Source organism: uncultured Roseovarius sp. (assembly GCF_947489715.1).
Taxonomy (GTDB): domain Bacteria; phylum Pseudomonadota; class Alphaproteobacteria; order Rhodobacterales; family Rhodobacteraceae; genus Roseovarius.
In genome coordinates, this window is record NZ_CANLER010000001.1 from 815,251 (window position 1) to 836,716 (window position 21,466).

13 protein-coding genes, 1 tRNA gene and 1 pseudogene are annotated in these 21,466 nt (G+C 58.0%); 6 read left to right on the top strand and 9 right to left on the bottom strand.

The genetic code is table 11. From position 1 onward, the window contains the following. The first annotated feature begins 91 nt into the window (after positions 1-91). Positions 92-427: a hypothetical protein gene (locus Q1B27_RS04025; protein WP_299843956.1), complete on the top strand. Its 336-nt coding sequence runs from the start codon at positions 92-94 to the stop codon at positions 425-427. Between the two features lie 2 nt (positions 428-429). On the opposite strand, the gene Q1B27_RS04030 is transcribed toward Q1B27_RS04025, so the two are convergent. The 9 genes and pseudogenes from Q1B27_RS04030 to Q1B27_RS04070 all read right to left on the bottom strand — a co-directional run bounded on the left by Q1B27_RS04030 (position 430) and on the right by Q1B27_RS04070 (position 10,401). Then, a tRNA-Ser gene (locus tag Q1B27_RS04030) sits at positions 430-519 on the bottom strand. A 91-nt stretch (positions 520-610) separates the two neighbouring features. After that, positions 611-1,331 (bottom strand): annotated as a pseudogene (locus tag Q1B27_RS04035) (alanyl-tRNA editing protein). Then, a complete protein-coding gene (locus Q1B27_RS04040; RefSeq protein WP_299843958.1) occupies positions 1,332-3,749 on the bottom strand; it encodes a DUF3772 domain-containing protein in 2,418 nt (805 codons plus the stop codon). Beyond that, entirely contained in the window at positions 3,746-4,780 is a 1,035-nt protein-coding gene (locus Q1B27_RS04045; RefSeq protein WP_299843961.1) for a cysteine synthase A, read from the bottom strand. Before Q1B27_RS04045 ends, Q1B27_RS04040 begins: the two co-directional genes overlap by 4 nt. Positions 4,781-4,835: 55 nt before the next feature. Then, positions 4,836-6,008, bottom strand: coding sequence for an NUDIX domain-containing protein (locus tag Q1B27_RS04050; protein ID WP_367181322.1), 1,173 nt, complete (start codon positions 6,006-6,008; stop codon positions 4,836-4,838). Beyond that, positions 5,956-6,414, bottom strand: coding sequence for a TrgA family protein (locus tag Q1B27_RS04055; protein ID WP_299843967.1), 459 nt, complete (start codon positions 6,412-6,414; stop codon positions 5,956-5,958). The genes Q1B27_RS04050 and Q1B27_RS04055 overlap by 53 nt, the downstream gene beginning before the upstream one ends. 2 nt (positions 6,415-6,416) lie before the next feature. Continuing rightward, entirely contained in the window at positions 6,417-7,625 is a 1,209-nt protein-coding gene (locus Q1B27_RS04060; RefSeq protein WP_299843970.1) for a cyclopropane-fatty-acyl-phospholipid synthase family protein, read from the bottom strand. A 70-nt stretch (positions 7,626-7,695) separates the two neighbouring features. Beyond that, positions 7,696-9,117, bottom strand: coding sequence for a deoxyribodipyrimidine photo-lyase (locus Q1B27_RS04065; RefSeq protein ID WP_299843975.1), 1,422 nt, complete (start codon positions 9,115-9,117; stop codon positions 7,696-7,698). 57 nt (positions 9,118-9,174) lie between these two features. Next, positions 9,175-10,401 (bottom strand): aminotransferase class V-fold PLP-dependent enzyme, encoded by a 1,227-nt coding sequence (locus tag Q1B27_RS04070; protein WP_299843978.1) that lies wholly within the window; start codon positions 10,399-10,401, stop codon positions 9,175-9,177. 370 nt (positions 10,402-10,771) lie between these two features. Here Q1B27_RS04070 and Q1B27_RS04075 point away from each other — a divergent pair, with 370 nt between their 5' ends. From Q1B27_RS04075 to Q1B27_RS04095, 5 genes are all read left to right on the top strand, one after another. Further along, a complete protein-coding gene (locus Q1B27_RS04075) occupies positions 10,772-12,595 on the top strand; it encodes a BCCT family transporter (protein WP_299843981.1) in 1,824 nt (607 codons plus the stop codon). 374 nt (positions 12,596-12,969) lie between these two features. Then, positions 12,970-14,805 (top strand): serine protease, encoded by a 1,836-nt coding sequence (locus Q1B27_RS04080; RefSeq protein WP_299843984.1) that lies wholly within the window; start codon positions 12,970-12,972, stop codon positions 14,803-14,805. Further along, positions 14,802-17,843, top strand: coding sequence for an ATP-binding protein (locus Q1B27_RS04085; RefSeq protein WP_299843987.1), 3,042 nt, complete (start codon positions 14,802-14,804; stop codon positions 17,841-17,843). The genes Q1B27_RS04080 and Q1B27_RS04085 overlap by 4 nt, the downstream gene beginning before the upstream one ends. 36 nt (positions 17,844-17,879) lie before the next feature. Further along, positions 17,880-19,847 carry a DNA/RNA non-specific endonuclease gene (locus Q1B27_RS04090; RefSeq protein WP_299843990.1) on the top strand — a complete coding sequence of 656 codons (1,968 nt, stop codon included), beginning with the start codon at positions 17,880-17,882 and terminating at the stop codon, positions 19,845-19,847. A gap of 268 nt (positions 19,848-20,115) precedes the next feature. After that, positions 20,116-21,420 (top strand): hypothetical protein, encoded by a 1,305-nt coding sequence (locus Q1B27_RS04095; protein ID WP_299843993.1) that lies wholly within the window; start codon positions 20,116-20,118, stop codon positions 21,418-21,420. The last annotated feature ends 46 nt before the right edge of the window (positions 21,421-21,466 follow it).

Consider the following 21,466-nt stretch of genomic DNA (forward strand, 5'->3'; position numbering starts at 1 on the left):
AGAAAGCGTGGGACATACAGGCGACAAAAGCCAAGAGTGTTCAAAAGCCCTGAAACGCGACCTGACAAAGATCGAGGGATAAATCGACGGTTTGGTCGAACGTATCGTTGAGACCACCAACACCACCGTGCAAACCGCCTTTGAGCACAAAATCGACAAGCTGGAACGCGACAAGCTGGTCTTGCAAGAAAAACTGCACTCCAATCCCGGCCCCCGGCGCACATTCGAACAAATGTTCGAACTCGCCATGAGCTTTCTCGCAATCCCTTGGAAACTACGGGAATCAGACCGCCTTGAAGACAAGCGTGCAGTACTGAAACTCACCTTCGCCGAGCGTCTGGCCTATTGCCGCAAAACAGGGTTTCGAACCCCAGAAAACCACCATGCCATTCAACATGTTAGGAGGAAATCGCATGCAATTTTGTAAAATGGCGGAGCGACAGGGATTCGAACCCTGGAGACGGTCTCCCGCCTACACACTTTCCAGGCGTGCGCCTTCGACCACTCGGCCACCGCTCCGTTGGGCCGGTGTGTAGCGCGACTTTCTTGACCTGTGCAAGAGGTGATTACCTTCGGACGCTCTGATCCAACAGATTGCTCTGATCCGGATTTAATCTGTCAAATGCAGGTAGACCCGGCGGTTCCGGCGGCCTTTCTTCTCGACCTTGCCAAGGCGCACCGACCCGATCTCTCCGGTACGTTTGACGTGGGTGCCGCCGCAGGGCTGCAAATCAACCTGTTCCGCACCCTCGCCGATACGGATCAGGCGCACCCTGCCCGCACCTGTTGGCGGCGCGACCGACATGGTTTTCACCAGTCCGGGATTGGCGTCCAGTTCAGCGTCGCTGATCCAATCCTGCGTCACAGGCAACTCACGACCAATCAATGCATTCAATTGCTCTTCCAGCGCGGCCTTGTCTTCGGGCGCGTCGGGCATGTCAAAATCAAGCCGGCCCTTTTTCGCGCTGATCGCGCCGCCGGACACCGGTAAAGGGATCACGACAGACAGAAGGTGCAGCGCTGTATGAATGCGCATGTGACGATACCGACGGTCCCAATCCAGATGTTGCGCGATCTCGGTGCCAATCGGTGGTAAATCCTGTGGTGCGGACGGGACCAGCACTAGTTCGCCTCCTGTCCCCTTTGACTGTCGTTGCCAAATCCAGCGCGCCACCGCCCCAACTGATGCGCCCACTGTCTCCGGGCTGGCCACCGCCAGTCGGATACTAGATCGACCGGTCGGGAACGATACCGCCATCAGGCATATGGGCCATCACGGTCGCAACAGCATTGGTTCGATAGGCATCGTCGCGAAACAGCAGTTCCGTCATCTATTCGCCGTCCCCGCCTCCGCCATCCATATCCGCTTCGCTGATGTGATCTTTGACCGCTTTGCGCCTTGTGCCGGGCTTCTTGGGTTTCGGGGGCGAGACCGCCTTTTCAAGGACTTCCGCATTGCGGAACCAGACATCGCGCTGCGCAAAGGGGATTTCGATTTTCTGCTCGGCGAACTTCTGGGCGATCTCATGGTTCATATCGGAATGCACGCTGAGGACCCAATTCACATCGCGCAGAATGGCCCGGATCTCGAAATCCAGCGAATCTGCGCCAAACCCTTTGAACACGACCGCAGGGGCCGGATTGGCCAGCACCATCGGATGCGCCTCGGCGACACTCATGAGAATTTTTTCCACATGCCGGGTGTCGCTGCCATAGGCGACACCAACCGGCACGATCACACGACCCACCGTATTGCCCCGCGTATAATTCGTAACAGTTCCGCTGATCAGGTCCGAGTTGGGAACAATCACGTCGGTTCGGTCAAATGTCTCGATCCGGGTTGATCGCACCGAGATATCACGCACGTAACCGTGCTGCCCCCCCACCTCGATCCAATCTCCTTCGGAGATGGGGCGCTCAATCAACAGGATGATGCCCGAGACAAAGTTCGACACGATCGTCTGCAAACCAAAACCGATCCCGACCGACAGCGCACCGGCAACGATGGCCAGCGAACTCAGATCAATGCCCGCACTGGTGATCGCAATCAGGGCCGATAGGAAAATCCCGACATATCCAACCCCTGAGACAATCGCGTTTTGCCCGCCAACATCCATTTTGGTTTTCGGCAGGACCGTGTTTTTCAACGTTCCCTGAATGAAACGTGTCACAAGATAACCGGCCGCAAATATCGCAGCGAGGGTCAGGAAGATCGTCGGGGAAATCCGGATACCACCTAAGTAGATGCCATCGGTGAACTGTGTCCAAAGCTCGGTCAGATCGGCAATACGGGCGCCCCAAATCAGGGCGAACAGCGGCACCGATAGCAAGATCAGTACCAGTCCCGCAATCACCGGGGTCAGCGATTCTGACGCTCCCTCAGAATTCCCGCTCAATAGCACGTAAACCTCGCTGACGAGGCGCTGCAACAATACCAGAACCGCAATCAACTGAAGCGACAACAGTGCCGGTAGCATCAAAGCCTCAGCTGCATTGAAATAGCCGATGGCAGCCAGTGTCGGCGCCACGACCGCCAGAACAAGAATAGCCCGACTAAGAAGACGGGTGATGCGATTGCGGAACCCTTCAGTCTCAGCCGCGCCACCAGTGTCAGTTTGAACCTTCATCAGGCGGGCCAGCCGCCACAGTAAGATTGCCGCCAGTATCATGACCGGGAAGACGATTACGATTGACGCGGCCTCTGACCAGTCAAAGACATCAGCCATTTCATCCAGGAAATTGATCAGGCCCATGGCCAGCCCCAGACCGGTTCCCAATCGTCGGCCCGAGCGGCGTTTTTCGGCTTCCAAGGGCAGCATCAAAGGTCGGTTTTCCGTGAACGGGAAAATTCTGACCGCAAGCCAGCGGGCAAGGAAATAGATGAACAGTGAACCGATCAGGCCGCCAAAGACCGCCTCGCCACGCAATCCGAACAAACCTGATGAATAGGCAGCGATTCCGAACATGATCGCGCCGATGTAGGGCAGCAGGAATTCACCAATGGAAATCACAAACGCGATCAGCCAGCGGCCCGCGCGGGCATTTGGCGTAAGAATGCGCCGGACAAGCCTGTTGCACCAACGCCGCCCGCGTATGATCAAGGCGGTGCCGATTGCCATGAAGATTATCAGTTTGGGTAATTGCTCAACGGTTTCGCTTCGCTTTGACGGATTCCCCCATGCCGTCATGAATTCGAATTCGACGGTGCGCCATGCGCTGAAAATGGACTCGGCCCCGGCCGGCCAATTCTTGACATTCAGCGGCGATGGCCCCAGTTCCAGCAATTCATTTTTTTGCCGGTCACGGATGATTTTATCCACACCTTTGATCAATCCATCCGCACGGCGATAGGCCGTCTCCGCGGTCTTGACCGGAACTTCCAACTCCGAAAGGCGTTTTTCCAAGGTGCTTCTCAAGGCGGCAATGTCTTCGGCCTCGGTGCCACTTTCAGGTGCGGGCCCAAGGGCGTCCAACTGCCCTTTCACGGTTGAAATCGCGTTGCTGTTGACGTTTTGCGCATCTTGAAACTGTTGCCGCCAACCCGCCAGCTCGTCCCGTAGTTCCTCAAGCACGGCGCTTGAGGCACGTCCGCTCTCGATTGCATTGTCGGCCCGGGTGGCTGTCTTCAACCATTCTTCAGGGTCCGGCGTGGTCGTCTCGGTTTGCGCTGCGGCGGGGATAACGTTGCTGAAGCCACTCGCACAAACAGCCAGCAGCGTTACAACAATCAGAGTGCGAAGATAGGTCATGCGTCTTCAAACACGCCCGGGATCACTCGGGGAGCATCGGTCAACCAGTCTGGTGTCGGCAAGCCCTTTTCACGCAGGAATTCAGGGTTGAACAGTTTCGACTGATAGCGTGTGCCGTAATCGCAGAGCACGGTCACAATCGTGTGCCCCGGCCCCAACTCACGGGCCATTCGCATCGCACCTGCAACGTTGATCCCGGTCGAACCGCCCATGCAAAGACCTTCCTCGCGCAGCAGATCGAAGACGATGGGCAGTGCCTCGTCGTCTGGGATTTGCCAGGACATGTCGGGCGTGAACCCATCCAGGTTTGCGGTAATGCGCCCCTGCCCGATACCTTCTGTGATCGAACTGCCCTCGGCCGCGGCGACACCGTCCCGGAAAAGGGTGAACATGCCTGACCCCATCGGATCCGAAAGCGCTACCTTCACGCCCTTGGGTTGCAATGCCGCACCAACCCCCGCCAATGTGCCACCCGATCCCACGGCACAGACAAATCCATCGACCTTGCCATCGGTTTGTTCCCAGATTTCGGGGCCGGTGGTCTCGATATGGGCCTGGCGGTTGGCCACGTTATCGAACTGATTGGCCCAGATCGCGCCGTTCGCATCACTTTGGGCCAGTTGCTCGGCCAGACGCCCGGAATAGCGCACATAGTTGTTGGGGTTCTTGTAGGGAGCAGCAGGCACCTGCACCAGTTCGGCCCCGGCCAGTTGGATCATGTCCTTCTTTTCCTGGCTTTGGGTTTCCGGGATCACAATCACCGTCTTGAAGCCCATCGACGCGCCCACCAGTGCCAGACCGATGCCGGTATTGCCTGCCGTACCCTCGACAATCGTGCCACCGGGCCGCAGATCGCCTTTCGCCATGGCATCACGGATGATGTACAATGCGGCACGGTCCTTGACCGATTGCCCGGGGTTGAGAAACTCGCATTTGCCCAAAATGGTGCATCCGGTTTCTTCGCTCGCCTTTTTCAGCTTGATCAGCGGGGTGTTGCCAATGGCCGCGGCCAGATCCTCTGCGTAACGCATTGCCTGATGCTCCTGTCTTAGCGCCCCCAAGGTTTATGTGCTGGCGAGGTCAACTTCAAGCGGCAGCACGTAACCTTTCGCGTTCCCGTTCCAGCCAGATCAGGCTCAGTATCAACGGGCCATTGGCAGCCTCGCCAGTCGGGATCAGCGCCATGGCGCGTTCGAACGTCAATACATGGGTACGAATGTCTTCATCTTCGCTGTCCAGCCCCCCTGTCCCTGTCCTCAGGTCGGGCAGATCGCAGATGCCAAGATAGCAATGAAAATACTCTGTCGAGCACCCGAGTGAGCAATAATGACTGGCGATATGTTCCAGCCGTTGCAACGCCAGTCCGGCCTCTTCCACGCATTCGCGATGCGCTGTTTCTTCCGGGGTCTCATCCGGATCGACCCGACCTGCCACCGGCTCCAGCATCCAGGGGTGCGGATCGCCCCTCCCGAACGGCCCCATCCGGAACTGCTCGACCAGCAGCAGCCGGTCTCGTACCGGATCATAGGGCAACACGATCGCGGCATCTGTGGCGACGAAAACCTCGCGCTTGACCGGCGCCGATATTCCGCCACCGAATTCTGGATGCCGCAAAGTAAATTCCCGGGTCAGGAAAAATCCCACATGGCTATTGTTTTGCGCCAGTATCTCGACGCCGTCAGCGGACATATTGCTCCGGATATCGGTCGGTACGGGTTTTGCCGCCGCCACACGCGCCGCGGCGCGCACCTCGATCATTGGCATCATCTTTGCCAGAATATCCGGGGGGATCACACCGTGATGCTGGATCACTTCTTCGGCAGCGAAAACGGCGATCTGGCCCCACTTTTCCCGCCAATCCCCGGCACGCCAATCCTCAGCATTTTCAAGGTGTTGCGCCTCTGGACGATACATTGTGACTGTTCGTGGCTTGCCTTCCACAATCACATCACACGTGTCAGCGACATACCCCAGCCCGGCAGCATAATACGCGATCCGATCCAGCGTGGGCTGATCCAGCGTGTCTGGTATGATCCCCGCCACTGACCCTTCATCCCGATGTAACCAAGGATGGCAAGCACGTGGTTGATCAAAAAGGCGATGCCCGGGAAGTTCCGCCTTGACCCCGTTCACAGATTGACCTGAAACTTGCGTCAATAATGGCGCGTAGGCCATTGGGCCATATAGAAAAATATTACACACGTCTTTACGACCAGCGTCGCGACGCCCATTCCGCCATGACCCCTGCGACGATGCCACCGACCAGCAGGACAAAAATCAGTTTGGCATCCAGAAGGCTGCTCCCGAAATCCACCCCAATTTCAAAAATGGCCACGATCGCCTCGACCGGTCCCTCATAACGCCGTTGCAAGGCCAGTTTAAGCATCTCGTTGAAGCTTTGCAAAAACAGCGCCCAGAACACCAGTGCCGCCATTCCGGTCAAACCCGCACTGAACGATTCAACATAACTGCGCCCGACCCGTGTGCCGACAACAAACCAGCCGCACAGCAGGCCAAGCACCAGGTTGACATAGTTGAACCAGCCGAAATCGGTACCATCAGGCATCAGGGGGCGGATAATCTCGGACGCGTACCAGGCCACGGCGCCAAGACAAATCGCGGCGGCCATCTTGGCTGCGGTGGGCATTTTGTCGGTGATGGGCATTTTTATTGCGGCCTTGCTACTGTGATCTGGACTACATCGCAATTACCGCTTCGGAAGGCCCCCGCACAAGAGGTCAGATAAAATTTCCACATCCGACGAAACCGCTGATCAAATCCAAGCTCGGAAATCTGATCCCATTTTGCGTTGAAAGTCTCATGCCAACGCCGCAGTGTCTGGCTATAGCTTTGGCCGAATTCAAGTGTTCTGGTCACGTGCAATCCGGCCTTGTCGATCTCTGCCCCAAGCACGCCGGGGCTGGGTAGCATGCCCCCCGGAAAGATGTATTTCTGGATGAAATCCACACCCTTCCGGTAGCTCTCCCACCGGCGATCTTCGACGGTGATGATCTGTAACGCAGCTTGGGCACCGGGGCGCAATCGTTTCCGTATCGTATCGAAATAGGCAGGCCAGTATTTTTCGCCTACCGCCTCGAACATTTCGATGCTGACGATCCCGTCATAGCAGCTGCACGCGTCGCGATAATCCTGTAATTTAAGGTCGACTAAACTTGTAAGTTGCGCCTTTTCAATACGTTCTCTGGCATACTTCAACTGTTCTTTACTGATTGTCAGGCCTGTTACGCGCAACCCGTGTTCTTTCGCCGCATATTCAGCGAACCCACCCCAGCCGCATCCGATCTCAAGCACATGATCACCGGGTTTTACACCCATTTGATCTATCAGGCTGGCGTATTTAGCTGTCTGCGCCTTCTCAAGACTTTCCTGCCCGGTCTCGAACAACGCGCTGGAATAGGTCATCGTGTCATCCAGCCATAACGCATAGAATTCATTGCCCAGATCATAATGATAACGGATGTTCTTGCGGGCCTGCTTGCGGCTGTTGCCGTTCATCCAATGTCGCAGCCGTTCATAGGCCCGCACAAACCCCATACCGGGAAATCCGTCATAAAGCGCATCATTGTCGTGATGCACAAAATCCATAAACGCCTGTAAATCTGGCGTGCTCCACCAGCCGTCCAGATAAGCCTCGCAATATCCAAGATCGCCTTCGCGGATCAATCGGGCAAAGCTGTCGGGGTTATTGATCCGCATCTCGGCGACGGGTCCGGGCTTTGGTCCCTTGGCGCGAAACACCCGTCCGTCCGGCAGTATGAAATCCAGCCTGCCGTGATTTATCCTGCGCGCGACATCGAATACCTGCGCGAAATAGCGCGGCAGATCGCGCTGGCCTGTGGTATCGGTCAGGGTCATTCGGCCTCCCTGTCGTTTCCTCCCAAGGCTAGGGTCCAGACAGCTATTTCGGCAAGGAATTTATGGACGATCAGCCATCCCTGGCCTGATATGCAGCCAAAGCGCGATTTCGTCCCGCAGGCAATTCCACCACAGGTTGCGGATAGGCGTCTTTGGGCGACATATTCCACGATTTCGGCACCGCATCAAAATACGCCAGCGCCGTGCGTTCGGGTGTTTGTTCCCCTTCGGCGATCCAACGCGCAACATAGGCCCCGTCCGGGTCGAACTTCTCAAGCTGGGTTTCCGGGTTGAATATCCGAAAATAGGGTGACGCATCGGGCCCTGATCCGGCCGTCCATTGCCATCCCATCGCATTCGAGGCCGGATCCCAATCCGTCAGGCATTCCTCGAACCACCTTTGTCCGATTTGCCAATGGGTCAGCAAATGCTTTGTCAGATAGCTGGCCACAATCATCCGGGCACGATTGTGCATCCTGCCGGTAACATACATCTCGCGCATGGCAGCATCGACAAAAGGCATGCCCGTCCGTCCCTGTTTCCAGGCCAGGACATCGGCCTGATTTTCATCCCTGCGCCAAGGGAACCCTTCCCATTCCTCACGCCAGTTCCGCGTCAGGATATGTGGCGTGTGATACATCAGGTGATAGGCAAATTCGCGCCAAACCAGTTCTTTCAACCAGGTCTCGGCCCCTTTCGCGCCGTGATGCAGCGCCCCCAGCCCCGCGTGCCAGCATTCCCGAGGCGAAATCTCACCCAGGGCCAGATAGTCTGACATGCCCGAGGTGCCATCGACCCCCACCATGTTGCGTGCATCGCGATAGGCTTCGATGCCTTCATAGGTGAACCAAGCCAGCCGGTCGCGGGCGCTGGCCTCGCCCGGGCGTTGCCAGCTTGATACCACCGCGGCGCCCCGGTGCATCGCAGCGCCCAGGTGCCAATCCGACAATGCATCGCTGTCGGGCCATTGCGCGGGTGCAGAAATTTCCTTGGGGGCGGCGTCCGGCGTGGGAACATCGCGATCCTTCACCGCGTTCCACATCGGTGTGTAAACCCGGTAGAACCCGCCCTGCTTGGTCTCGACACTCCATGGTTCAAACAGCAGATGGCCGTTGAAGCTCTGCGCGTCCACGCCGCGCTCTTTCAGGCTGGTCTTGATCGCGGTGTCGCGTTCGATGGCGTCGGGATCGTAAAGGCGACTCCAATAGACCGCACCTGCCCCGGTCTCCTCAATCAGCTGATCCAACACGTCCTGTGCGTTGCCCCGGCGCAGGATCAGCCGACTGCCCTTCGCCTCCAGGGTTTCGGAAAGGACATTCAACGACAGACTCAGCCGCCATTTCGGTGCGGCCCCCAACCGATCAACGGCCTCATCGCAGATGAAAACCGGAATGACCGGTGCCTCATTCGCGCACGCCGCCAGCAGCGCCGGATGATCGCCCAGCCGCAGATCACGGCGCAGCCACAAAAGTGTCGGTTTTCTCTCGCTCATGTCCGGCCCTCGTTGTTTCCCGCTGTCAGGATAGGACGATCAGACCGCCTGACCAGATCACAGCACATCCTCAAGCGCGTTGAGCAGCTTGTCGATCTCGGCCTGCGTGGTGTAATGCACGAAACTCAGCCGCAGCACCCCCTTGTCCTTGTCCACGCCCATGGCTTTCAGCGGCCGCTGCCCGTAGAAATTGCCACCTTCGGTCATGATCCCGTGCGCCACCAGTTCTTTTGCCGCCTCGGCCCCGGAACCGGGCAGCGCAACCGCCACCGTCGGTGCCTTGTGCGTCGCGTCGCGTGGACCAATCAGGCGTACCGAGTTTTTCTCACCCAGGTAATCCAGCACCGGTTGCAGCAACCTGGTTTCATAGCGGCGCATCATGTCATGTACGCCCATCGTACGCACGGCAGGATCACCGTCGATCCCATGATGTGCGGCCAGCGCGTCATAGTAATCCGCCATTCCGGCCGAAGCGGCCACCTGAGCATGATCCGGTCCCGCCGGAGTGAATTTCTTGTACAGCGTATCCGCATTGAACCAATGCCCCTGATTGGGCAGCAGCGCGCCCAATTCGCGGCGCATCACCATGAGGCCCTGATGCGGCCCAAAGGTCTTGTAGGCCGAGAACAGATAGATATCCGGGCCCATGTCTCCGACATTCACAAATCCATGCGGTGCGTAAGACACACCATCGACACAGACAAACGCCCCCGCCGCATGGGCGGCAGCGGTAATTTCGACAATCGGATTGATCGCACCCACGATGTTCGAACAATGGGTAAAACAGACCAGCCGGACATTTTCATCCAGCAGGTTCTCCAGATCCTCGACGTTCAAAAGCCCGGTCTCGGGGTCAAGCTTCCATTCGCGAATGTCGATCCCGTCCTCGGCCAACCGCCGCCAGGGGCCGGAATTGGCCTCGTGATCCTGATCGGTGACGATGATCGCCTGACCGGGTTCCATCCATTGCCGGAACGCCTGCGCCAACACATAGGTGTTCTGCGTGGTCGAGGGCCCGAAACTCAACTCTTCCGGTGCCACCCCAAGCATCGCTGACAACCGACTGCGCGCCTCGTCCATCTCCTCGCCCGCCAGACGGCTGGCCTCATAGGATTCATAGGGTTGAACTTTGCGTTGCCGATAATACCGTTCCAGCCGTTCGATCACCGGCAGGCAGGTATAGGATCCGCCGGCATTTTCGAAGAACGCCTGGCCCTGAAGCGACGGTTCCGAAAACGCCGGAAACTGCGCGCGTACAAAATCAATATCCAGGTCAGTCGTCATATCCAATTTCCCGCCACTGCTAAAACACCCTGCACGCCACACAACATCAATTCCCCCCACCACGCAACCGGACAAAATTCTGTGACATCTGGGTGGAATTAATAGGTCAGAATTAATGTCCTAGCGTTTCAATTTTCCTTATCTAATTTCAATTTTAATTGAATTTGACTTAATAAAATAAACAAACCTTTACGTAAGGCGTCGCAAAACGTCCCGGCAGTGCCGTAATTTTCCGTTTGAATAGTCCCTTGGCTGTGAGACACTCGCCGGAATGGGGAGACGCGCGTGACTAGTGGGACTAAAGTGGCAGAATAAATGCCATCAGCCGTGCTGACTTCCCCATTTCGTGAAACGAAAACAGGGACAAATCATGTCAATCAAACCTCCGTTTACGGATGTCGAAATCAATACGCAGGATGAGGGGTTCTATAAGGACAACAGCCTTCCCATCGCGCTGATTTCCAAGGGCATCATGGTCGCACTGGTGCTTTGGGCGCTGGTATTCCCGGCAAATGCCAATGGCACGCTGGGCAGCCTCAACTGGAAATTGCTGGAAGGTTTCAACCAGTTCTACATCATCATCGTCGGCTTCTTTGCCTTCTTCCTTCTGTTCGTGGCGGTCATGCCGCAATCTGGCGGCAAGGTAATGGGCGTCCCCGGTGAAAAGCCCGAATTCTCGAACTTCTCCTGGTTCTCGATGATGTTCGGCGCCGGTCTCGGCGTGGGTCTGATGGTTTTCGCCACGGCTGAACCGCTGGGTCTTTGGGGATCAAACCCGCTGACCGTTACAGGTGAAGTCGAAGGCAGCACACCCGAGGCTGTGAAATCGGCCTATCGTTACACCTTTGCACATTACGGCTTTCACGCCTGGTCGATCTATGTGGTGACCGGTCTTAGCCTGGCCTACTATGCCTATACCCGTGACATGCCGCTGACCATCCGCTCGGCCCTGACGCCACTTCTGGGCAAGGCCGTAAACGGTGTCCTGGGTCACGTCGTTGACGTTCTGGGTGTTGTTGCCACCATTCTTGGCGTGTCCGTCACCATCGGTTTCGGCGTCAGCCAGTTCATCGACGGTGTCTATGCGATCAGTGGTGTTGAATGGATCATGGATATGGGCGGCGAAGTGCCAACCCCCTCCAAGGCGGGTCTGATTGCCGGTCTTCTGGCGATCATGACCATGTCGATCATCTCGGCCGTGTCGGGTGTTGGACGGGGCGTTAAGTACCTGTCGAACCTCAACCTGGTGCTCTCGCTGATCCTGCTCTTCACTTTCGTGTTCTTCGGTTCGTTCGGTTTCGCGATGACCACCTATGGTTCGGCCTTCGTGGATTACATCCTGAACTTCGCGTCGCTCAGCTTCAACGCCTACGGGCCGCAATCGGCAGCCGACTTTGCCGCCGCACTGCCCGAAGCCGCCAAGCCGCTGGCAGGCGATCTGATGGCAGGTGCCACCAACGCATGGGGCAGCTTTGACGGGTTTAAATCCGGTCTTGAAGGCGCCGCTGCGGAGTTGGACGATGCCACCCTGACCGCCGCATATGCCGCCGGCACCGAAGGACGTCTCTTTGGCTGGCAAGCCGGTTGGACCACCTTCTACTGGGCCTGGTGGATCGCGTTCTCGCCCTTCGTTGGCCTCTTCCTGGCCCGCATCTCCAAAGGTCGTACCGTGCGTGAATTCATCGTCGGCTGCGTGTTTGCACCGGCCATGGTCTGCTTTGCCTGGATGACTATTCTGGGTGGCACGGCGATTGATCTGGAAATCAGCGGTGTGGCCGAAGGTGCGATCAGTGGCGCCTCGCAAACCAACCAGCTTTTTGCGACGCTGGGACAGATGCTGAGCAGCGGCATGCTGTCGGGTCTCACCATCATGTGCGTGGTTCTGATCATGACCTTCCTGGTCACCTCGGCTGACTCGGGCATCCTGGTGATGAACACCATCATGTCCGGCGGCAGCCAGGAAACAGGCATCAAGCACCGCATCATCTGGGGTCTGATCCTGACCGCCGTGATCGGCACGCTGATCCTTGCAGCGGGCGACAATAACCCGATGGACGCGCTGAAAAACGCGATGATCATCGGTGCCCTGCCGTTCACGATGGTGATGGGCCTGATGTGTATCTCCCTGGCCAAGGCGCTTTACCGCGACAGCCTGCGTGAGAAGCACGGCGTGGCTGACCAACCTGCCGAGTGATCCTCATCAGTTTTGCAAACGGAAACGGCGTTGCAGATTGCGACGCCGTTTTCTTTTGTTTGATCTGCCTCGCGGTTCGTCTGATGTGATAAAATTTTTTCAGTTATCGGCGTCAAAAATATCTTGTCCAAACTCAGGCATCCAACAAAGCCATCCGGTTTCACGTATGGCCCGCATCGCCACCTAACCCTCAAGTTGAATTCTAACGCTTTGGATTCGCGCAATTTCGCGTTATCATGCGTCATTGTTTATTTATTTGATTTGTTTTCAGGAGATTTAGGATGCCCAGCATTGTCTGTCGTATGCCCGATATCGGGGAACCGCCCCACCACGGCCAAAGCCCCGACCGCCGCGCGAAATAGCGTCACTGGCCAATGTCACGCCTTCTGCCCTCTTCACTGCTGACCCCGCTCTTACAGACCGAGGAAAAAAGAGCGCTGGTCGATCAGGTGCTCGAAACGATCTACAATGGCTGGCCCTTTCAGCACCGGCTTGAAACCCTGACCGTGGCTGCGGCGATCGTTGGCAAATCGACCGCAAAGATGCTCTCTGACACGCTGGTCGCTGATAATGTCGATCAGCAGTTTCTGTCCATCCTGCGCGCGCGCGGAACCGACCTGATACCCCAGAACGGTTTCATCCCGCCCATCTTCGAGGATGTCGAAAATGACTCCGTCGACCCGGAAGGTTTGGCCATTTTCAACAATACGGCCCGCACCGGACGCTGCCGGATCGTTGTGGGCGATGAAGTGATGGGCAGCGGCGGCCTGATTTCACGCCGCTTGGTCATCACCGCTGCCCATGTAATCCGCGATGCGCTGACCCCCACACGCCGCTTTAAGAACAAACCCCCGCGCCTGATGATCCGCGGCGCCGATGGCCGTGATTATCCCGCATGGCACGTCTTTGTTTCACCGCCACATGAAAACGAGCTGATGAAAAAAGCGGCCCCCGATGACGCTTACGAAAGTCACGCCGATGTCGCCATTTTGCGGATCTACAAGCCCATCGGTCGGCCGCATAAGTTTGGCCATTTCAAGCTGCCAAACGCCCCGTCCAGGGTCAGGGGGACGCAGCGGCTCTGGCTGGTGCATTTCCCAGAAGGCAAGGATGAAGGCTACTCCATCGGCCGCTATGTTCGCGATACCGAGCGTACCATGTATCTGGGCCATGATGCTGAAACCAATGGCGGCTCCTCAGGTGGCCCGGCCTTTGATGGCAAATTCAACTATATCGGTCACCACCAGGGCAAAATCGGCAAGAAAGGCCGGATTGTGCCATTCGAACGCTACATGCAGAACGCGGATTTCGCGAAAGAGATCGAAAGCGACAATCTGCCCGATTATCTGTGGTCGATTGACGAAAGCATCGACAGCCACATGATTATCGGACGTGAACCGTTCTTCGACGCGCTGACGGCGATGATCACGGGTTCGGCCAAGGCGTTGCGTGGGATTTGGGTGCGGCGCATGGATACCAGCCAGGAGGCCGGCTTGTCCTTCAGCTACAAGATCCTCAATGCCTTTTTGCAGGCCCATGAAAGCCCCAGCACGGTACACCGTATCTCGACCGATCTGCTCAGCGACGATCTGCTGGGCGATATCAGCCGCCAGGTCCTGGGTGTCGACGCTGCCCCGATAACCGGTGCCGCCGATACCAGCCTGGCCGCCTCGGACAAGGATCGCGCCAAGACCCTCGCCAGCGCGCTGCAACGACGCGCAATGAACCCGCCAAAAATGCCTGATGAGGGTACGGCGGACACAACGCGCGACGGAAAAAAGCCCGAACCGACCCACTGGTTCTATTTTGACAATCCGCCGTCGGGCCTGTCCCGCAATGCCCAGGTGCAGATGGAGCATTTGGTGGCCGAAATGCTGACCCGCCCCAATCTGCGTGTCGTGCTGGCGGGTTTTGAAACCTTCAGCCTTGTAGACCGACAGTTCGAAACCATCATGGAATCCAACAAGCATGGACCGCCGGGCCTCTTCGTCGAATATATCGGTGAATTCACCCGCGACGACCTGCACCAGACCATCGGGGCCATGATCGACGATCTGGGTATCGGCTGGACCGATGCGGTGATTGCCCATGTGATGACCTTCATTCTGACCGGGTTTAAATCGGTGGCCGGGGCCTACCCGTCAGGGATCGCGTCCGAAGTGGCGGAGAAGCTGCGCACCCATGTCCGGCTGATGGAGGGGATCAAATGAAATCCGTCTCCAAGGAGCTGCAGAAACTCTATGATGACGCCCGCACCTATGCCGCGTTGCATGACGCGTTCCGCCCGGCCGATGCACTGATCTGGGCCAATGACGGCACTACGCCCGAGGATCCCCAGGATGTCGCGCGCGCTCTGGCCATGCTCAGCCCCGATTGCGGCAGACTACCCGCGGAACACCCTGATCCGCCGCTCTGGTCGATGCGTCCTGCCGCCCGGCGTAAATTGCTGGAAATTGACCTTCTGGCCAAGACCAAAGAGGTCAAGTTCAATACGCCCATCACGGACGCTCTCAGGGGCAAGGGCGATTATGCACCGGCAAACCTAAGCCGACTTCTGGACGAAGGCGGTGATTTATCGCGGATCGCAGCCATCACCGGTACGCTCGACCGCGCCGGACCCAGGGCCCGGGGGTATAAACACCTCGTGGCGCTACGTGGATTGCTCAACCGCCTGCGTGCCGAAAAACGCACCGACAGCATTCTGGGCAAAAGCTTTGCCGGGCGCCAGGCCGAACTTAACCGCATTGCCCGGGGCATCGCCCGACCGCAATCCAAACCGCCGCTCAGGGCGATGTATATTTCGGGCATGGCCGGTATCGGCAAATCCTTCCTGATGGAACAGGCCGTGCAGAACGCGCGGCTGAAACACATCCCGATCTTCGTGCGGCTCGATTTCGATCGCTCGGGCCTCAATGTGCTTGATCAGGAAAGCTTCATTGATGAAATTTCGCGACAGGTCGGCGATGGCCTGCCCGAGATGGCCAAGAAACTGCGGGAGCTGCGCCTGAAAGTGGCGGGCAAGGACGCACCGGTCACCGACAGCAAGGCAACGGAACCGCAGGAGACCCTGATCGAAACGCTTGCAAATGCGGTTCGGGCTTCCGGGCGCACACTTTTGGTCATTCTGGATACGCTCGAAGTGCTGCGCAGCACTGGTGAAACCCGGATCGAGGTTCTGTTCGAGAAGCTTGATCTGCTGACCCGTGCTGGCATCGACAAGATCAGCATCATCGCCGCCGGTCGCGGCAACGCCTTAGAACCCGCCCCCCACCGTCTCAGAGGTAAGCCTCTTGCCCTGACAGGTCTGCCCGACAGTGCCGCCCGCGAATTCCTGCGTGGTCACAACGTGTCCGAAAAACTCTGGCCAAAGGTGATCAAACTGGCCCGTGGCAATCCGCTTTTCCTGCTCCTGACGGCCCAGTCGGTAACGCAGACGTGGTTTGATGAAAGCAAATTTTCGGCGGATGTCCCCGATGATGATGTCGGTGGTTATCTCTATAACGCGGTCCTGTCTCGCTTGCCCACCCCGCTCAATCAGGTCGCGGCCAACGCGTTGTTGCTTGGCAGTGTCACACCGGAATATCTGCTGAAAATCATCGCACCTGTCGCCGCCCCTAAATTGACCGAGGCACAGGCGGAAGAGGCGTTCGCGCTGATGAAACAGCAGGATTGGCTGGTGTTGACCGACCAAGCTGCGACCGAGCTGCAACACCGTATGAGCGTGCGCCGCGCTTTCCTGCCGATCCTCTATGACGCCGATCCTGATACCACCGCCGCGATCAACCGCAGGGCGCTGGAATGCTTCAAAGATGACACGTTCGAGCATCTTTATCACTCGCTACAACTGGTTCGCGCCGGTGAAGCTGTGCCGAAGGATCAGGACATCAAGACCGAATTGGCCCTGCGCTTTGATGAATTCATGCTTGAGGAGCTTCCGCCCCAGGCCCGCGATGCGGTGCGCCATGCCCAGGGACGCCGCTCGGATTATGGTCGCGCGGGCGACACCACCATCACCGCGCATCCCGATCAGCGGGCTGTCGATGACCTTGATCTGCTCCTGAAAAAAGGCGATCTGCGCGAGGCGGGGTTCGTGATCGACCACGCGCTTCAGGGTGTGACCGATCCCGAAGGTCCGGTCGCTCTGCTGATGCTATGCCACCAATGGCTGACCGGGCGCTGGTCGGCGGCACAAAAGTTATTCGCGACAATACCCACCGGAAAACTGGAGGATGCGGTTGAAAAAAGCCCGCTCCTGCAGGGTCGGGTTCTGCTGGAAATCCACGCTGAATATGAATTCGATACGTTGGTCGAATTTCTGCGGGATCCCGCATTTCTCAAACGCGCACTGGAATGTCACGCCCAATCCGCCCGGATCGGGATGGAAGGGGCCGCGCTTGATTTCGCCTTGACCATTGCGCTCTCTGAAACGGCAAAACCGCCGCGCCTCAATCTGGCGCGCGGTATCCTGGCCCATAACGGGCTTGAGGACTGGCAGTCCCGCCAACGTGCCCGCGAAATGGTGCAATCGCGGCGTCACCGCCACGGCCTGAAATCCAACAGCACCAGTGCGGCCTCACATTCGGTGGGTCTGGCCAGCCTGTCGCCCTTCGGCCCGCGCATTCAGGCGTTCTTGAATGCCCATGTCGGCACCCGAACCGGCATTTGGCTGAGAAAAGCGCAATCGCTGCCACGCGCCGCTGCCAACCATTACGCCCCGGCACTTCAGGCCGTTGATCAAGCTTTACCCACCCGGTTTCTGACCGCAACGGATGTGGCCGCCGGTTTTGACCTCCTCGGGCTCAGCGCCGAATGGGCCACGGGGTTCACCGCGCTCCACCGCGTTCCCGATTTCCCCAGCCTTGCCCGCGCCGCTGATCGCTGGCGCCGCGCCACCGCCGGTGAATGGTGCTGGGGACAGACCCGCCCACCCTATTGGGTCGGCACCGAAGGCGGGCCGGACCGGGTCACGCTGGATCGCGCCAAACGCCTGATGCTGGCCGCAAATCCCGCCAGCGCGGCGGCCGATCAACTCCTATTCTGGGCCAGCCCGACCCTGTCCGGGAAAAAGGCCGCGGCGCAGCTTGTCACCCGCTATGGCAATCGCACAGATCAGGCCCGGTCGACCGGCACCCTGCCCGCCACGCTCAACCACCTGATCCACAACGACGTGCCACCGCTGATCGCCGCATCTCTGGCCGTTCTCGCCACAACCAAGACCCGCCTCAAAGACGCATTCACCGCCACCTGACCGCCGCAGACATTTTTTCACGAAGGAGAGTTGATTATGACCGATAGAACCACACAGGAAAGCATCAAGCGCCTCGGACAACTCTCGCAGGATGGCACCTTCGACAAGGTTCTCAAAAGCCTGAAAGCCGGAAATCCGGTCCTCGAAAACTCGCCCCTGTCCGTGGAAGCGATCGAAAATGCCCTGAATACCACCCCGGACGGGCTTGAATCCGTGGGCATGGTTCCCGGTCAGCTTGAAGCGATCATCAAGCTTGTGGGTCGCCCGCCGCTGGTGGTGCAGAATGACCGCGTACAGGGCAAAACCGCGCTGGATGAGTTCTTTGCCGACAATATCGGCGGCAAGATCACCCGGGTTGAAAAATTCCTGCCCTCGGTCGGGCGCATCGAATTCATGAACCATGATGTCGACTGGGGCGGCACCGGCTGGGTGATCGGCGAGGATGGCCCAGATCACCTGCTTGTCATCACCAACCGCCATGTCGCCAAATTCGTCGCCGAGCGTAATTTCCGCGGCGAAGCGATCTTTGGCTACGGGCCCGGCAATGTCCTCTATGGGGCCCGCGTCGATTTTGTCGAAGAGGTCGATATCGGCCCCGACGCCGCCCGCGTTTTCCAGATCGAGGAATTTACCTATCTCGCTGATGATATTTCAGCCGACGTCGCCATTGGCCGCATCCGCAAGATAGATAACATGGGCCGCATCTCGCCTCTGCCACTGGCGGAAACCGATGGCGAGGATGGCGAAACTGTCGCCCTCGTGGGCTACCCGGCCTACGACTCGCGCAATGAACATCAGCATATGGAATCGTATTTCAAGGGTCTCTACGACGTGAAACGTTTTGCTCCGGGCTTTCTGATCAAGGGCGATGAACTGGGCATCCTCAGTCATGATTGCACCAGCCTGGGCGGCAATTCCGGCTCACCACTCATCAGCCTTGACCGAGGCGTCGCCATCGGATTGCATTTTGCTGGCCGCTTCGGTGTGGCCAACAGCGCCGTGCGCGTCAGCACGATCAAGGGCATCCTTGCAGGCCAGACCCAGATGCATGTCGTTGCCGCCCTTGCCAGCCAGGGAAGCGAAGCCGCCGACAAATCCCACCCCACCGAGTATTTTGAGGGCCGCGAAGGCTATGATCCTGACTTCCTGCAAGGCGCCCGCGTCCCCCTGCCCGACTTGCCCGCGAAACTGGAACTCGCCGCGCCCGAGGATGCCACCTGCGACCGCCCCCATGAATTGCGCTACCAGCATTTCGGTGTGCTTTATTCCGCCCGCAACAAAGGGCCCGCCGTCACCGCATTCAACATCGACGGCAGCCAGTTCCGCGCCATCAAACGCCATAATCGCACCTGGTTCCACGACCTGCGCATCCCCCGTGACATCCAGCTTGATCGAGAAGGGTATGGCCACGCCAAGATCGACCGTGGCCATATGGTACGCCGTTTCGCGACCAACTGGGGTACCGAAGAGGAAGCCCGGCGCGCCAATCTTGACAGCTACCACTACACCAATGCCAGCCCGCAACATTCCGGGCTCAACCGGTCGCGCGCGAAATGGCTCGGGCTCGAGGATTATATCCTGAACAGCACCCGCACCCATGGCTTCCGCGCCAATGTCTTTACCGGTCCGGTCTACACCAAGCGTGATCCGGGTCTCGGTGATACCGGCGCCCCCCTGCCGCTGCATTTCTGGAAAGTGGTGACCATGCTGGCCAAGGAGGGCGACGGTGATACCCACCTGCACGCCACCGCCTACATGCTCAGCCAGGGCCAGCTGATACAGCAAATGCTGCAAAATGACGGGTTGACCGAAAGCACCGAAGGTTTTGAATTCGGCCAGTTCAAGACCTTCCAACTGCGCATCAAGGATCTGGAATGCATGACCGGCTATAAATTCGGTGACCTCGCCAATCACGATCCGCTGAACGCCCTTGCCGAAAGCGAATCCCTGGTGACCACCAAACCCGTCATCGAATTGGACGCGCTGGAGCAGATCGTGATCTGAAAAGGCCCGGATTTGCGCGCAAGAGCAACGCGTTGCGCGCGCATGTCCCGGCGATGCCCGTAAAATTCGCCCGCCGTGATACGGCATGGTAGACGGTGCTTTGCCCTTGCAGGGCGCGGAAACCTGCCGATGGCAGAGGTGTCATAAATTGGTTTTACACCCGAATTAGTGTATCCTGACCGCATTAAATACAATTTATAATTGCGGCGGGATCGCCCTATTTTCCAACGCTCCTGCCGTGTTGCTTTACAACCAAGGAGTTTACGCCATGATTTTTCGTCGGCTTATTTCCCTATTTGCCACATCCGCATTTCTGACCTCCACCGCTTTCGGCCAAACCCCGGATACCTCATCCGGCTCCCTTCCCTTCGCTTCCGGCCTTTCCGGAGAGCCCACGTTCAATCTCACGATTGGCGATCCGGTGGACGACCCCAAAATCGATATCGCGGTGGAGTGTCTGGCAGACACGCGCGTCCTCAGGTTCCAGGCGGCGCCCACCACGGTGCAGCCCTTTGCCGCCACCACCCTGTCCTGGCAGGTTCAATCGCCCCCGGGTTGCCCCGTCGCGCTGAATGTTGCGGGTCAGAAAGTGCCCTCGACCGGCACGCTGAATGTCACCCCGGTTCATGTGACCAACCGTTTCGGCCTGTCGGCCTCGATGCTTGGCGTGCGCGGCACGCTGGCCACGACCGAGGTCAATGTCGATCAGGCGACCTGCCGGGATCAGGACATTCCGCAAAACCTTGTGACACCTCAGATCATCGCCGCAATTGATGAGTTTGATGCCGATGAAGGTGACATCGAACAGATCGAACCGGCGCAGGTGCAAATTCAGTCCAACGGTCTTTTCATCCACATGGTCATGAAGGCCAAGACAAGCCCGGTCAGCAGCGCCCGCGTGACGCTTGATATCGGGTTGCGCTTTATCGTGCGCGACGGGATCATCAATCCGCGCTACACGCTTTTCCGACCGAATGCCGATACCATCCTCCCGGACGATTTTGTCGAGAGCAAGTTTTTCGATCGTGCCGATGGCATTCTCGCGGATTTCAGATCTGGCTTTAATGAATCAATCGGTGTGATCGTGGGCAACAATCAGAAGCTTTTCGATCTGGTCACCGAACAATTCAATCTTCGCGCTACGATCTGTGAAGTCGAGGCGCCGCCAGCACCGCGTCTGACGGTCCAGCTTCGCGTTCTGCCAGCAGGCGATCCCGGGCGCTTCAATCTGCGTGTCGATGGGGTCACGCGGGCCGGTAATCAGGGGAATGGTGGCAGCACCCCGGTGCTGAACGTGACCGAGGGAACTCATGCTGTCTCGCAAACCGCGGCGGGTCAGACCAAGCTGTCCGATTACAAGACCTTCATCGGTGGCAATTGCAACACCGCTGGGGCGGTCTCGCTTCAACCGGGTGATTTCAAGATCTGCCGGATCACGAATATCCGGCAACAGAACCCGGACCAGTGCCAGGCGGATTGTCGGCGCGAACAACAGGTCTGCAACAGCGACCCCTCAACGACACCGCAGATTTGCGCGCAATTGTTCAAGATTTGCACGGCAACCTGCAATTGAGGCGTCGCAGCTGATATCAGGGATGATCAGGCCGGAATTGATCTTG